The sequence below is a fragment of the Cupriavidus sp. WKF15 genome (assembly GCF_029278605.1).
Taxonomy (GTDB): Bacteria; Pseudomonadota; Gammaproteobacteria; order Burkholderiales; family Burkholderiaceae; genus Cupriavidus.
The window spans coordinates 1,193,189-1,206,285 of sequence record NZ_CP119573.1; the positions used below are offsets into that span (position 1 = coordinate 1,193,189).

The following is a 13,097-nucleotide window of genomic DNA, read 5'->3' on the forward strand; positions in this document are numbered from 1 at the left end:
GAAGCAGTGCCCCAACGGTTTAGTCATAGGCGGACCCGGCCAACTCTCTTCCATTCCAATCGTTCAAAAAGAAGGCCGTCACAGTGACGTCATTTGGATGCCGACATAATCGCTCATCAGGCAACTCTGCAGTTTCGAATGATATGCACGTAACGATTCGCACATTCACTATCCCAGGAAAGCGTAGCCGAGAGCCTCTGCACCAGGCGGCGGTGTACGCCACGATAGGACAGGACGTCGCTCCCCTAATGAGAAGTGATTGGAGTCAGGGAGAGTCCGAGGTATTTAAAGCAGCGCTGAATTGGGCTTTAAGGAATTCTTATATCGTATCGAATCATAGTTCGGACTCATTCTATGAAATCGCTGCCGGCGGCTAGTTGAGCGGCTGCCATGGCACCGCTGCTCCGCAGGGCGGCCCGCGTTCCTTATCCGTGGACAGCGCGAAGGTTTTGTCGTTTTTGTTGCGGCCGGGGGTGTGAGCAGTCGTTTGGGGCAGCTGCGAAGGCCACTTGAGTGCCAGAGAGAGCCTCTTCCCGAGTAGCATCCAGGAGGTTGGAGGAGTGAGTTTGAGTTGCAGACTCGGCATCGGCATTTCGAAGCCGGGCGATTGCGCGCTTCGCTGCGAACAACGGCAGGTAAGTATGAACGCGGGCATCCGCACTTAGCTCTGCGAAAGCGGCGAGGTAGGATTCCCTGGCAGCCTCCGGAGGGAAACCCGTGTCGGCCGCGATTCTCGCGACCACATGGTCTTGGTCCTCTGTTCTCATCGCTCCCCTCTATTATCTTCTTGCGCGCATGACTGCAGCTGTGCCGATTCGTGTGCGTGATGGTCGATTCCCTGTGACGCCTGCGGTAACCCTGTGTCGAGGACCGAGCCGCGCATTGCAGTTCGGAACGGACAACTACTCTAGTTAACTTCGGGAGCAAATGTGGGAGCTTGTGAGAAAAACAGGGAAAAAGTTAGGACTTTTCAGTTGGTGGTTACTTAGTACCGAATACCTTAAGGTCCTTCCGTGCAAGCTGCAGAGGCTGCGAGGCTGAGCGCGAGGTCGCACGAGCCTTTGCGGTGGTTGAGCTACCGCAGGCAGGATTTAACCCGGAGCGTTGACGAGGTCCGCCGTTTTGCTTTTCCCGAGGTGCGGTCATGGCTCGTTGGCGAATCCCGCGCTGAATCCCGTCAGGCCCGCTACCAGAGGGTTCGGCCCGTTCGGCTGGCGGCGTTGAAAGACTCCCGACTGGTTCTCAGCGCACTGGTGCTCGCATTTGGGGAGGTTGGCCCCGTAACCGGTTGCACGCTCGACTCGCTCGGGCCAATCGGGCGGAAGTAGGGGGAGGCCAGTCGCCCCGTGAGGGCGGACATACGGCCACCTGTGGCGTGATTTCTGTGCATGCTCTGCTCCTTGCCGCCCTGTTTCCTTCTTTGCAGAGCAGCCCAATGCCAACGAGTTCTGGCAGGACAAAACTACGAGCGGGGCTGGCCGAATGGCCGGATGGCACCGCTGCCTTACCTTCCAGGCGAGACAGCGGTCGGAGAACGACTGATGACTTGCCTAAATGCGATACAAGGTTCGTCTAGAACAACTGTCCACGTGACTTCCTTCCTTGGGGTTCCAAAGCCAAGCTGGGCCTGGTCGGACCACCGAAGTTGATTCGTAAATACTATATATACTGTATGAAGAGGAATGCATAGGAACGGAGGACTTGATGTCAGTCGAATCACGGAAGAAGGCAACCGCGACGGTCGGACCGGAGGCAAAGGGCGAGAAAGGGACGGACGGCAAGCTGCGCTCCGGCAAGGCAGGAAAGAAGGCGGCCCCGGCCACGAAGGTCGCGGCTGACGTGGCAGCAGTGACTGATGGAGAGGCTTCCAGCTCGAGAAAGGCAAAGAAGCCGAGCAATGGCGCGGCACCACGGACAGACAAACCGCCCAAGAAGCCAAAGGTTATCCGAGACAGCTTCACTATGCCGGAATACGACTATGGAAAGCTGGCTGACCTGAAGCGAAAATGCTTGGCGGGCGGCGTCCAGGTGAAGAAGAGTGAGCTGCTAAGGGCCGGGCTCCTGGCTCTCGAAGCCCTCCCGGAAAAGAGGCTACTCAGCGTTGTTGCGCAAGTCGAGGCAGTCAAGACGGGACGCCCTGCAAAATCCTAAACTAACGCGCCGGTCCTCCTTCACAGAAGGCACGGCCAAAACAAAAGAGCCATCCAATCTGGATGGCTCCAACAACCCCCGCGACAATAATCCGTCCACCTAAGTTTGCCCCTGGGGCCGAACGCTCTCCGGCATCCGTGCCCTCCACTGAGGTACCTCTGGTCGATGTGCATCAAGTTGGCACATGTCCCGCCCCAACGGTCCATATGCAACGCATTGTCAATAATTCTGTAGCTGCGTCTTGATTCGGGCCAAATCATGGGGTCCTTTTATTGCAACAATAAGACAATCGTGCCACTCATTGTTCGCTCGAATCAACACGAACGGTCGTCGAGAATCACTTGCTCGGTTTGTGTCTCATGCGCCTCATTTGCTTTCTTTGGGAAGCTGGGCCCACGATGCCGCCATGACGACTCCGTCGGCGAGAGAAATCCTGCGGTGCCACGCGGGCATTCCCCCGGAGATGCGAACGGTACATCACCCGAATTCCGCGTTCTTTCCCCGAGTACCCCTTTCGGGTGACTAGACTAGAGATTTGGCCGGGCGCTGACCTGCGCCTTGGTTGAGTCCTCTTCGGGGAAGCCGATGGTTTGTTCCCCAACGTGCTCCAAGTGGCACCCGGAAGCCCATGCGCTCACTGTCCTTCCACGGCTAGTATTTTCGGATGTAGCGACATTAAAGCTTTGTTCCTCAGACTATCTTGAGAGCAATGACCCCGAGGTTGGCCATCAGTTACGGGTCGCCATACGCCGGCTCCGAGCGCTCCTGTGGGCCTATCAGGCCTTACTGCCAGAGGGACTCGCCACGCATTGGCGGCAAAAGCTTGGCGACATGGCATCCCAAATTGGCCCCCCACGGAACTGGGATGTCATCATTGACGACTTACTGCGCGCCGGTGTTCCGCCGAGCCATCCGTCTGCGCTGATATTCCTTGAGGCCTTGGAGGGCATCAGGCACGGGGCTCGCGAGGAAAGCCGTATGGCCATCAGTTCTCCGACGCATGGCGAGCTGATTTCCGCTTTCAGCGTCGCAATTGACCATGTCGCTGGCGCCCAACTCGAAGAGTCCAAATCTATTGAGGAACTCGCTCGGACCCGTGTCAAAGCCGCATCCCGTCAGTTGGATAAGCAACTGACCCGTGCCAGGGACGGCAGCCTGGCGGAACTCCATCGGACTCGCATCCAGATTAAGCGGCTGCGCTATTTGCTTGAGTACTTCTCGCCAGTCCTCAAAAAGGCGGACCGTAAGCGCATTGCGAGTCTCGCGCAACTCCAGGGCGCGCTTGGCGAGTTGAACGACATCGTAGTCGGCTCAACGTACATTTCCGAACTGCCCGCACAAGCAGAGTACGCGCCAGCCCATGAGCTGTTCATGCATTGGCTGCAGAAGGAAAAGAAGGTAAGGCGTCGAAAAGCAGTACGCGCTTTGCGGGAACTGTCGCGACAACGCTGAGCTGAACCCTGGCAGTAGCAGTTCCTCGCACGATTGACCAGTTGGCGGCTGAGCAGGAGCAGGCTGGACACACGAAGCAAGGGAGACGGGAAAGCGCCCCTTGCAGGAATTGCGACGAAGTGTGAGGCGCCATGAGGCACCAAAACCTAGATGAGCGAATTGCAGAACTGGCGAAAGAGTTGGACCTGCCAGTGGAAAATGTCAAAGAGGCCTATCTTGAGACCCTGCGTGATTTGACTGCCGGCGCACGCGTCCATGACTACCTGCATGTCTTTGTTGTAAAGCGCGTCATGGCGCTGCTCCGCAGCGCAAGACCCAATGACTAGCAGAGGCGCCCGGATTTGAAGGCTCACCTTGCAATTAAGGCAGGCAGCCAGCGCTCTGATACCGGCCCTGCCTCGGGGAGACACAGCACTGCATGTCATCGCTGCAGACATAAAAACTATCGCCTGACCTCTTCGCTTCACGCTTCGCAGCGGCCGCCAAGCTGGCGATAGCCGCGCTGTCCAAACTGGTGTCCGGACCAACAGGTACCACACCCACCGCAATCGTCACGAAGCCGTAAAAGCGCAGGTTGCCGTGGCGGTCCTCGCTCTGGATGCCACCGGTATCGATATCCTCTGGCGTATACAGCCGAACCGCGCCGGCGTTGAAACGCTCCATAGCCACCCGGATGCGTGCCTCCCAGTCCTCGCTCTGAAAAAGGATGAGAAAGTCATCGCCGCCTACGTGCCCAAGAAAATCTTTGCACTGGTCACAGGCTTCGCTCAGAACCGCAGCCGCAAGCTTCAGCATTTCATCCCCCAGCCAGTAACCGTACCGGTCATTGAATGGTTTGAAGCTGTTGAGGTCGCAATAGCAAGCGTGGAAGCATGCACCGCTCTCGACCAAACGTCTGATGTGGGCGTCGATTGGCATGTTTCCCGGTAAGAATGTCAATGGGTTAGCGTAGCGGGCCGCCTCAATGCGCACTTCCGTGACGGCGCGCACCAGGTCTGCCCCCGTCGCCAGGCCGACGTACTGACCGTGCTCCACAATGACCAGGCCATCGGACAGATAGCCCTGGTCCTGACTGCTCAACAGTTCGGCCAATTGCTCCGCAGTCGCGCTCTTCTCCACCAGCATCGGCGAGGTGTTGGCAAACTCTATGCAGCGCTTCCTGCCGAAGAGCTCCCGGTGATATGGGAGCGCGTAGGCATCAACAAAGGTTCGCCGATTGATGAGCCCGACGGGCTTTCCTTCTTTAACTACGGCGACAGCGTGCAGGCTCGGGTGTTGTGTCAGGATGTTCAGGACATCATTGTTGCGGGTTATCGGCGACACGCTCGGCGCGCTTATCAAAAGCCGGCTCGCGGAAAATACACGAGGGGCCAACTTCAAGGTCTCGGGGAATACCGCTATCGAATTTGCATGAATAGCAGCCAGAGCGTAAGGGCCCGGTGAACCCGTCTTGAAGGGAAGCAGGAGAGCAAGGAGCATCGTGTCCATCTAAATTCTTGGTGGACACGTGAACACTATCGAAGAGAGCGTACCAGCGCGACGCCGACGTCAGCATAGCGCCGAGTTCAAGGCCAAAGCCGTCCAGGACTGCATGCATCCTGGTGTTTCGATTGCGGCAGTAGCGCTGCACCATCGCGTGAACGCGAATCTGCTGCGGCGCTGGGTCGCTGAGCACCAAGCGTTGGAAGCCGCGGGCGAAGCCCGCGCATTGATGACAGTACCCCAAGCCGAGTTCATCCCGCTGCAGATCGGCGATCCCACGCCGACGCCGGCGATACCGGATATACAGATCGAAGTGCGACGCGGTGCAGCGACGATCAACATTCGTTGGCCGGGATCGGCCGCAGCAGAGTGTGGCGAATGGCTTCAGGGGTGGTTGCGTTGATCCGCGTCGAGGCAATCTGGCTAGCCACCGAGCCGCTGGACATGCGAGCGGGAACAGATACGGTCTTGGCTCGGGTGGTGAAGGTATTTGGAGCCGCCCGGCCACATCATGCTTATCTCTTCACGAACAAGCGTGCCACGCGGATCAAGGTGCTGGTGTACGACGGCATTGGCATCTGGTTGGCGACGCGGCGGCTCAATAAGGGTCGCTTCGTCTGGACCGACGGTATGACAGCCATCACGACGCCGCTGTGTCGGGAGCAACTGGATGCGTTGGTGCTGGGCCTGCCTTGGCAGCGCTTGGGCCGCGATGAGGCGATCACCGTGCTTTAGTCGTGGCTTGGCACAGGAGCCGAGCGTCCATTGGGGGCTGTGCCAATGGTTGGAGTGACCGGGAACTGGCAAGATTCGGAACATGAATCCCGCCGAGAACCTGGACGACCTGAGCCCACAGCAATTGCGCGAGTTGGCTGCGACGCTGCGGGCGCAGATCCAGGAGCATGACGCCGTCATTGCGCGGCACGCGCAGGAGTTGCGCTACCGGCAAACCAAGATCGATCAGCTCACTCACGAGCTAGCCATCCACAAGCGTTGGAAGTTCGGCAAACGCAGCGAGCAACTGACATCGGCCCAGGCAAGCTTGCTGGAGGAAGCCCTCGATGCAGACCTTGAGGCAATCGAAGCCGAGTTGGAAGCGCTGATGCCGCCGTCCAAGTCGGAGCCCAGGGACAAGCCGAAACGCCAGGCGCTTCCGCCTCAATTGCCTCGCACCGAGATCCGTCACGAGCCAGAGTCCGAGACCTGCACGTGCGGCTGCGCGCTCAAGCGCATTGGCGAAGACGTCAGTGAGAAGCTGGATTACACCCCTGGCGTGTTCACGGTCGAACGTCATATCCGGGGCAAGTGGGTATGCGGGCAATGTGAGACTCTCACTCAGGCACCGGTTCCTCCCCACGTCATCGACAAGGGCATCCCCACCGCCGGGCTGCTGGCGCATACGCTGGTGTCCAAGTTTGGCGACCATCTTCCTCTGTATCGGCAAGAACGCATCTACGCGCGGGCCGGCCTGGCAATCCCGCAATCGACGCTGGGTGCGTGGGTCGGTATCTGCGGTGTGCGACTGCAACCGCTGGTGGATGCCCTGCAGGCTGAGGTATTGACCCAGAGCGTACTGCACGCCGACGAGACACCAGTGCAGATGCTCTCGCCAGGCGACGGCAAGACGCATCGCGCCTACCTGTGGGCCTACGCACCGAGCCAGCTCTCATCGTTGCGTGCAGTGATCTATCAGTTTGCACCTAGCCGCAGCGGCGAACATGCTCGCGCATTCTTGCAGGACTGGCAGGGCAAGCTGGTATGCGACGACTTCTCTGGCTACAAGGCCAGCTTCGGCGGTGGCATCGTCGAGATTGGGTGCATGGCTCACGCGCGTCGTAAGTACTTTGAGCTGCACGACAAGCACAAGAGCGAGTTGGCTGGCCAGGCGCTACGCTTCATTGCCGGGCTCTACGAGATCGAGCGAGAGGTGCGGGACGCAGAACCAGAACTACGCTTGGAAGCGCGACAGCAGCGGGCCAGACCAATCCTGGACGCACTGCATCTCTGGCTTGAAGAACAAAGGCGGCGGGTGCCAGACGGTTCGGCCATTGCGCGAGCTATCGACTACAGCCTCAAACGCTGGGTGGCACTCGTGCGCTACGTTGAGGATCCAGCCGTGCCTATCGATAACAACCATATCGAAGGGCAAATACGGCCTATCGCTCTTGGAAGATCGAACTGGCTGTTCGCAGGTTCGCTGCGCGCTGGCCAGCGCGCCGCCGCAGTCATGAGTCTGATCCAGTCGGCGAAGCTCAATGGGCATGACCCCTACGCCTACTTGAAAGACGTGCTTACGCGACTGCCAACCCAGAAGACCGCTGACATCGCGGAGCTCCTGCCACATCGCTGGACTGCCTCCGTCCTCCCTGAGTAGCCACGTCAAGACGGGTTCACCGGGCGCTTACGCCAGAGCGCTCTCTTCAAGTCGTACGCTGGGTGTCGACACTGGCTTACCAAGGATATATCCCTGCGCACAAGAGATGCCGATGTCTCGACATACCATCAGGTCTTCTACGGTCTCGAGACCTTCCGCTATCAGCGTCGCATTGCCGGCGTTGGCAAGCCCCTGCATGTACCGAAGGACTTCAAGCCGAAACGCGGATTTCGCTACGCCGTCAACCACGGAGCGGTCTATCTTGACGTAGTCGGGCTGCAAGGCAATCCACAAACTCAGATTGGCATTACCCTGGCCAAAATCATCCAGCGCAAACTGGGCACCCGCCTCTCGAATGGCGCGAAGGGACGATTCCAGGCACGCCAGGGGCTCCGGGCTCGCCTGCTCAGTAAGTTCGATGACTATCCGTTCAGGAGGAAATCGCACCGACCCCAGAAAATCCCGGACATCGTCCTCGTTACTGGCAACTTCCCTGATGGCGGCCGCACTGAAATTGATAAACAGCTTTCCCGGCAGCCTGGCTTGCGCGAAGGCTCTGACGCAGACCCGAGCCGCGAATCGCTCCAGCTGCACCATACACTCCTCGCGTTGCGCCTGCAGGAAGAGCGCCTGAGGACTCTCCAGCACCGACCCCACGGGACCGCGAATCAGGCCCTCGTAACCCAGAATTTCGCCAGACGTAAGGTACCCGATAGGTTGGAACACTGCGCTTAGCAGTTGTTTCTCAATGCATTCTGCAATAGTCGTTACCACGTCAGGAACCTAATAGGTCTATGAACCTTTCATCCACGCGGACACCGGATACAGTCCGCTCGTGCTGTCGGGCTCTTGGCTGCTTCTTCAGATTTATCAGAATGGCTTACTTCGAGGTCGAGGGGAGGTTTGCGGGTCCGAACTTGAATGCCTCGACATCTGTAGCGAGAGCTTCGGCTTGCTGATGGAGCAAGCTCGCGGCGGCGGCAACTTGCTCGACCAACGCGGAATTCTGCTGCGTTGATTCATCCATTGCCCGCACGGGCGCGCCTAGCGTGCCAATCTTGATAGCCTGTTTCTGGCTGGAAGCCTCCATCGCCATCGCAAACTCAGCTGTGCGTTCAATTGCCCTGCGGACATCGCCCATCGACGTTCTGACATCACCTGCCAAGGCTGTTCCATCATTTACGTCAGACACGGTCTTTGAGATGACCCCACCAATCTCCTTGGCGGCTGCCGCGCACCGCTGAGCCAGTGTTCGTACTTCCTCCGCAACGACCGCGAATCCTCGGCCGTGGTTACCAGCCCTGGCGGCTTCCACGGAGGCGTTCAGTGCCAGTATGTTGGTCTGGAACGCAATTGACTCGATGAGTTGCACAATTTCTGTAACTGAGCGGGAATGCTCGTGAAGGTTATTCATCTTCCCTGCAAGACGCTCCGTGACCATGCTTCCGTCCGAAGCCGCCTTCAGTGTCACGGTGGCCAGCGCGCTGCACTCAGTGGCTTCGTCCTGGGCGCGATTGACGTCGGCAAGCAACTCTTGCATTGCCGACGCTGTCCGCTCAAGCAACACGGCCTGCTGCTCGGTACGTAGTGACAGGTCTTGATTGCCCATCGATATCTCTTTGGTCGCGACGGAGACCGATGCCGCCGAATCCTTGATGCCGGCAAGGGTGGCTTTGAGCTCTGACTGCATCTTGGACAGGTTTGCCAGCATGCTAGAGGTATCTCCTTCGCGTACCACAATTGGCAACCTGAGGTCACCAGCGGCGATGCGCTCGGCGACGCGTGTCGCATCCGCCGGTTCTCCACCAAGCTCCCTCCTTACCTGGCGAGCGAGCACATAGGCCATTGCCATCGATGCAAACAGGCTCACAGCAAGTAGTCCGCCCATGATTATCTGGGCCGTCCTTTGTGACGCCGACGCTGACGCCAGCGTAGCTTTCGCCTGTGTCAACTGTTTGTCTTTAAGGTGACGGACAGTCTGCGCAAGCTCATGCAACTCGTCCACAAGGAAATGTCCATCCACAGATACCGTGGGCTCGAACTGGATTGCATCGAGTGGTTGCCGCTGCATCAGCTCGATATAGGCAATAGCCATCTCTCTTGCCTTCTTGTTCTGGCTGTGGGCCTGGGCAACGAGGCTGTTCTTGGCGAGGCGCGGGTCGGCCAGCAGCGCATCGAGCGCTTTCATCCCATTTAGCATCTCCTGCTTCGCGACTTCCCGCTCCTCTCCGCTCGTGGCAGCAGTCAATGAAAGCTGCGCACGAGCAGTTTCGGCGATAGCAGACTGCGCTTGTTCGGCAATTAAGGCGCCGCCCAAATCGTCATCGTAGAGATGGGCTGTGGTATTGCTGACGAGTACCAGACTTCCTATCCCAGTCACACCAACGGCTGCGCCGAATACGTAGACAAAAGTGAGGGCGAGGCATATCCGCGTGATGAGCGGCAGTGAGCTGAAACGCCGAACGACCGGAGGTTGGGTGGGGAGGGACATACTTGGACAACTATTGATGGCAATCCGACCCTTAACGCCAGACCTTGCACAACCTGTAGGTTTTGTCACAAAAGTTTCACGAAACAGCGCCGCCGGGTGTTAGCCACGGCCCTAGCCGGACGGGGTGAACGCTGGCAGGAATGGGGACGGCAGGCTGGCGACACATGCAGACGTTAGAGAGGGGTCAACCTTCATGACGTCCGAGGCCGGTCCTGTCGCGGCAGTCGGAGGGAAAGGTGAAATGAGGAACGGGCGAACGAAACCTCAGCTACGCATCTTCCGTGTGCCAATCGCCGGCCACTAGCCGAATGACAGGCACAGTGCTGGCTGGCGCTTGAGGCCTAGTATCTGTAGGTCATCACCAGATTGATGATGCGGACCAGCACCAGTCCTGCAGCCACGGTTAGGTATGCACACAATACATACATCCACACGCGGTTCAATAGCGTAAGCCTTGGTGGGGGTAGCTGGGTCAGCGACGGCATGGTCCAGCACAGCCGGTCAGGGTCCGTCGGCAAGACCGACGACTCGTCGGGAATATCGCCGTGCCGCTCATATAGGGACACCGCGACGGACACCAGCAGGGCAAACAGGGTCCCGCTCGTCAGGACCGCCATAATCTCTCGCGCTCCCATCGTCGGAAATAGGACGGAGGCTGTTAGGATGATGGATAGCATCACTAGCGTCGCAATAACTGCCCCAGTGAACAGATTCATCCAGCGCCCGTTCACCCAGGGCCCAAGCACTGCTTTGTCATTGCACAGCAGGAGCAAGAACACAGTGGCGCTAGGTAGCAGCACGCCTGCCAACGATTGCACCGCATTGGTCAGCAGACCAAGGGGTACGCCAGGCGTCAGCACGAGGCAGGCGGCGAGCATCGTAAGCCCGAAATAGACGGCATAAAAGCCTTTGGCCTCGGCGGGCTTGCGGTGCAGCGAATGTCGCGCGGCGAATGCATCGCCAAGCGCGTAGGCAGTCGAAAGCGATACCGCGCAAGCGCCGATGATGCTCGCATCCAGCAAGGCAATCGCGAACAGGACCCCGGTCATACGGCCGGCATGCTTCTCGAGGCCAACTGCGGTGCCGAGCGCGTCCGTGTAGTGGCCGAACTGCGCCGTACCCCGAAATGCCTCGGCGCTGAACGCCATCATAGCGATGGCCCCTGCCACGACGATGGCGATGCCTAGCCACAAGTCGGTCTTCTCGTAGCGGATGAATCGTGGCGTAATCCGCTTGTCGATGATGTAGCTCTGCTGAAAGAACAGTTGCCATGGCGCAACGGTCGTCCCAACGATGGCGATGATGAGCAGCATGACCTCGCTTAACGGGGCATGCCCCGGCATTGTAGGAACCAGGACGTCCCGGGCGACCTGACCCAGCGGCGGGTGCACCAGGACAAAAACAGGAATGAGGGTGAGGCTACCGGCAACCAACGCGATGGCGAACCGTTCGAAGCGCCTGAAGTCCCCGGTCGAAGCCGCTAGCATGACCAACAACGCCGAAGCACACACGCCCCAGTGGCGGGGAATGCCGAGATACTCCAGAGCGAGGCTGATACCTATAAACTCAGTCACCAGCGTGAGCGCATTGACCAGGCACAGGTCAATGACACTGAAGCTTCCCCAGAGCTTGCCGAAGCGTTCGAAGATAAGGCGTGCATGCCCCACTCGGGCAACGGCTCCCAGCCTGACCACCATCTCCTGATTGACATACAGCACGGGTATCAACAACAGCAGTGTCCACAACAGGGTCGTGCCGTAGTTTTGCCCGGCCTGCGTATAGGTGCCAAAGGCGCCGGCATCGTTGTCGCCCACCATGACAATCAACCCCGGTCCGACAATGGCGAGTAAGGTGCGAAGCCTGGCCCGCCATCCCAGTCGCAGTCCCGTGTCGTGCTGGGAAATCGTGCCAAGCGCCCCGCGTATGTCGCCTGCGTGTGCGTCATCAAGGACCGTCTCGCGCGGTGAGGCATCCAACCCATGCGGTGGGGCGTCCATCCCGGTAGTGACCTTGGCCATTTCTTGCTCCTCGAGGTTTTGATTTGTGCTCAGTTGCTTGGTGCGGCGCAACTTGACTGGCTGCGCTTACCGGAGCGTGCGGAACACCTTGATGGCGGCTTCGGCGAATTCCCGGTTGGTCCGGGGCCGTTGCCTCGCCACACCCCAAGAAGTCTGGTTACGCTCGAATGAGGCGCTGGGGACGCTCGCATGGCGGCGGGAGGGTGACACCAGCCGGTCAATGAGCTCCGACACCCGACGGGAGAACGAGTGAATCATGCACATGCTCTGCTCCCCGCCACCCTGCAGCAATTCGCGCGGGCAGCACTACGCCAGATGGGGGTTCTGGCGGGACACAACAAAGGAGCGGTTGGCCGAATGGCCGAATGACACCGCTGCCTTACCGGTCAGGCAAGGCAGCGGTCGGGGTAACGACTAATGTCTTGCCTGGAAACGTCGTCGACTACAACTGTCCACGTGGACTTCCTCTCTTCGTTTGCAAGACATGTCCGGTCCGCTCTAAGCGAAACCGGCCCAACACGGATATTTGACGCCCTTGGCCTGTCAAAATTCCCCATGAAAGCGCATCCCAATGAATTTTTCCGGCCTGCGGTCGCGAACGTGCTGGGCATCCGGACGAGCCGAAGCTCGACATCGCTTGTAGGTCTTTGACAATCTACATACCGTATATACGGTATGAGCGATAGTGACAATGAATGGAAGGCTCGAGGCGAAGCGCGACACGAAAAAAGAGCCGCTTCCGCGCCCCTATCGGATTGTGACTACGGTCACAGCCAGAACAGTCGCGCGCCAACACTAGCGCTGACCCGCTCACAAGGCCAGGCGGTGAGCGCTCATCTTCGGCCATCGACTGCAGGCGGAAACACGCGCCAGCACCCGTCATCGTGCCGAAAGAAGAACAACGCGCGCAAACCGGACGGTTGCGTGGTCTCGACGCATACGTAACGTCGCCGACCCGAGAGGGTGCGACTGAATTCAAGTACATGGACCGACGTCGTGGGGCCAGGCGCGAGCCATTTATCGACCTGAAAACGCAGCGACTGCTCATTTGTGCTTTTCATGCCCCCTCCCACACCCTGATTCTTGTTTGCCGCATAACTCAGAAGACCCAACAATTGTCAGAATTTCC

General features: G+C 58.8%; 11 protein-coding genes. 6 read left to right on the plus strand and 5 right to left on the minus strand.

What is annotated here, in order from left to right; translation table 11 throughout:
- The first annotated feature begins 1,704 nt into the window (after positions 1-1,704).
- The 3 genes from CupriaWKF_RS22790 (at position 1,705) to CupriaWKF_RS22800 (ending at position 3,929) form a co-directional block, all read left to right on the plus strand.
- A complete protein-coding gene (locus CupriaWKF_RS22790; RefSeq protein ID WP_276103005.1) occupies positions 1,705-2,151 on the plus strand; it encodes a hypothetical protein in 447 nt (148 codons plus the stop codon).
- Positions 2,152-2,736: 585 nt separating this feature from the next.
- The gene (locus CupriaWKF_RS22795) at positions 2,737-3,603 is read left to right on the plus strand and encodes a CHAD domain-containing protein (RefSeq protein WP_276103006.1); all 867 of its coding nucleotides are present in this window, start codon (positions 2,737-2,739) and stop codon (positions 3,601-3,603) included.
- A gap of 131 nt (positions 3,604-3,734) precedes the next feature.
- A complete protein-coding gene (locus CupriaWKF_RS22800) occupies positions 3,735-3,929 on the plus strand; it encodes a DUF3562 domain-containing protein (RefSeq protein WP_276103007.1) in 195 nt (64 codons plus the stop codon).
- Between the two features lie 34 nt (positions 3,930-3,963).
- On the opposite strand, the gene CupriaWKF_RS22805 is transcribed toward CupriaWKF_RS22800, so the two are convergent.
- A complete protein-coding gene (locus tag CupriaWKF_RS22805; protein ID WP_346348626.1) occupies positions 3,964-5,091 on the minus strand; it encodes a diguanylate cyclase in 1,128 nt (375 codons plus the stop codon).
- Between the two features lie 19 nt (positions 5,092-5,110).
- Between CupriaWKF_RS22805 and CupriaWKF_RS22810 the strand changes: the two genes are divergently transcribed.
- From CupriaWKF_RS22810 to CupriaWKF_RS22820, 3 genes are all read left to right on the plus strand, one after another.
- Positions 5,111-5,488 carry a transposase gene (locus CupriaWKF_RS22810; RefSeq protein WP_276103008.1) on the plus strand — a complete coding sequence of 126 codons (378 nt, stop codon included), beginning with the start codon at positions 5,111-5,113 and terminating at the stop codon, positions 5,486-5,488.
- Positions 5,485-5,820, plus strand: coding sequence for an IS66 family insertion sequence element accessory protein TnpB (gene tnpB, locus CupriaWKF_RS22815; RefSeq protein ID WP_276103009.1), 336 nt, complete (start codon positions 5,485-5,487; stop codon positions 5,818-5,820). Before CupriaWKF_RS22810 ends, tnpB begins: the two co-directional genes overlap by 4 nt.
- An 82-nt stretch (positions 5,821-5,902) precedes the next feature.
- Positions 5,903-7,459, plus strand: a complete 1,557-nt coding sequence (locus tag CupriaWKF_RS22820; protein ID WP_276103010.1) for an IS66 family transposase — start codon at positions 5,903-5,905, stop codon at positions 7,457-7,459.
- 27 nt (positions 7,460-7,486) lie between these two features.
- Here the strand turns inward: CupriaWKF_RS22820 and CupriaWKF_RS22825 are convergent, their stop codons facing one another.
- From CupriaWKF_RS22825 to CupriaWKF_RS22840, 4 genes are all read right to left on the minus strand, one after another.
- On the minus strand, positions 7,487-8,233 hold the full coding sequence (locus tag CupriaWKF_RS22825) for an EAL domain-containing protein (RefSeq protein ID WP_276103011.1): 747 nt from the start codon (positions 8,231-8,233) through the stop codon (positions 7,487-7,489).
- A 106-nt stretch (positions 8,234-8,339) separates the two neighbouring features.
- Positions 8,340-9,950 carry a methyl-accepting chemotaxis protein gene (locus tag CupriaWKF_RS22830; RefSeq protein ID WP_276103012.1) on the minus strand — a complete coding sequence of 537 codons (1,611 nt, stop codon included), beginning with the start codon at positions 9,948-9,950 and terminating at the stop codon, positions 8,340-8,342.
- Between the two features lie 341 nt (positions 9,951-10,291).
- Positions 10,292-11,968 carry an NRAMP family divalent metal transporter gene (locus CupriaWKF_RS22835; protein ID WP_276103171.1) on the minus strand — a complete coding sequence of 559 codons (1,677 nt, stop codon included), beginning with the start codon at positions 11,966-11,968 and terminating at the stop codon, positions 10,292-10,294.
- 833 nt (positions 11,969-12,801) lie between these two features.
- Complete coding sequence (locus tag CupriaWKF_RS22840) at positions 12,802-13,029, minus strand: hypothetical protein (protein WP_276103013.1); 228 nt, start codon at positions 13,027-13,029, stop codon at positions 12,802-12,804.
- Positions 13,030-13,097: the final 68 nt, after the last annotated feature.

Bases quoted from the DNA above. Each gene is read 5' to 3' on its own strand.
- CupriaWKF_RS22790 (WP_276103005.1), top strand. From the start codon at position 1,705: ATGTCAGTCGAATCACGGAAGAAGGCAACCGCGACGGTCGGACCGGAG.
- CupriaWKF_RS22795 (WP_276103006.1), top strand. From the start codon at position 2,737: ATGGTTTGTTCCCCAACGTGCTCCAAGTGGCACCCGGAAGCCCATGCG.
- CupriaWKF_RS22800 (WP_276103007.1), top strand. From the start codon at position 3,735: ATGAGGCACCAAAACCTAGATGAGCGAATTGCAGAACTGGCGAAAGAG.
- CupriaWKF_RS22805 (WP_346348626.1), bottom strand. From the start codon at position 5,091: ATGGACACGATGCTCCTTGCTCTCCTGCTTCCCTTCAAGACGGGTTCA.
- CupriaWKF_RS22820 (WP_276103010.1), top strand. From the start codon at position 5,903: ATGAATCCCGCCGAGAACCTGGACGACCTGAGCCCACAGCAATTGCGC.
- CupriaWKF_RS22830 (WP_276103012.1), bottom strand. From the start codon at position 9,950: ATGTCCCTCCCCACCCAACCTCCGGTCGTTCGGCGTTTCAGCTCACTG.
- CupriaWKF_RS22835 (WP_276103171.1), bottom strand. From the start codon at position 11,968: ATGGCCAAGGTCACTACCGGGATGGACGCCCCACCGCATGGGTTGGAT.
- CupriaWKF_RS22840 (WP_276103013.1), bottom strand. From the start codon at position 13,029: ATGAAAAGCACAAATGAGCAGTCGCTGCGTTTTCAGGTCGATAAATGG.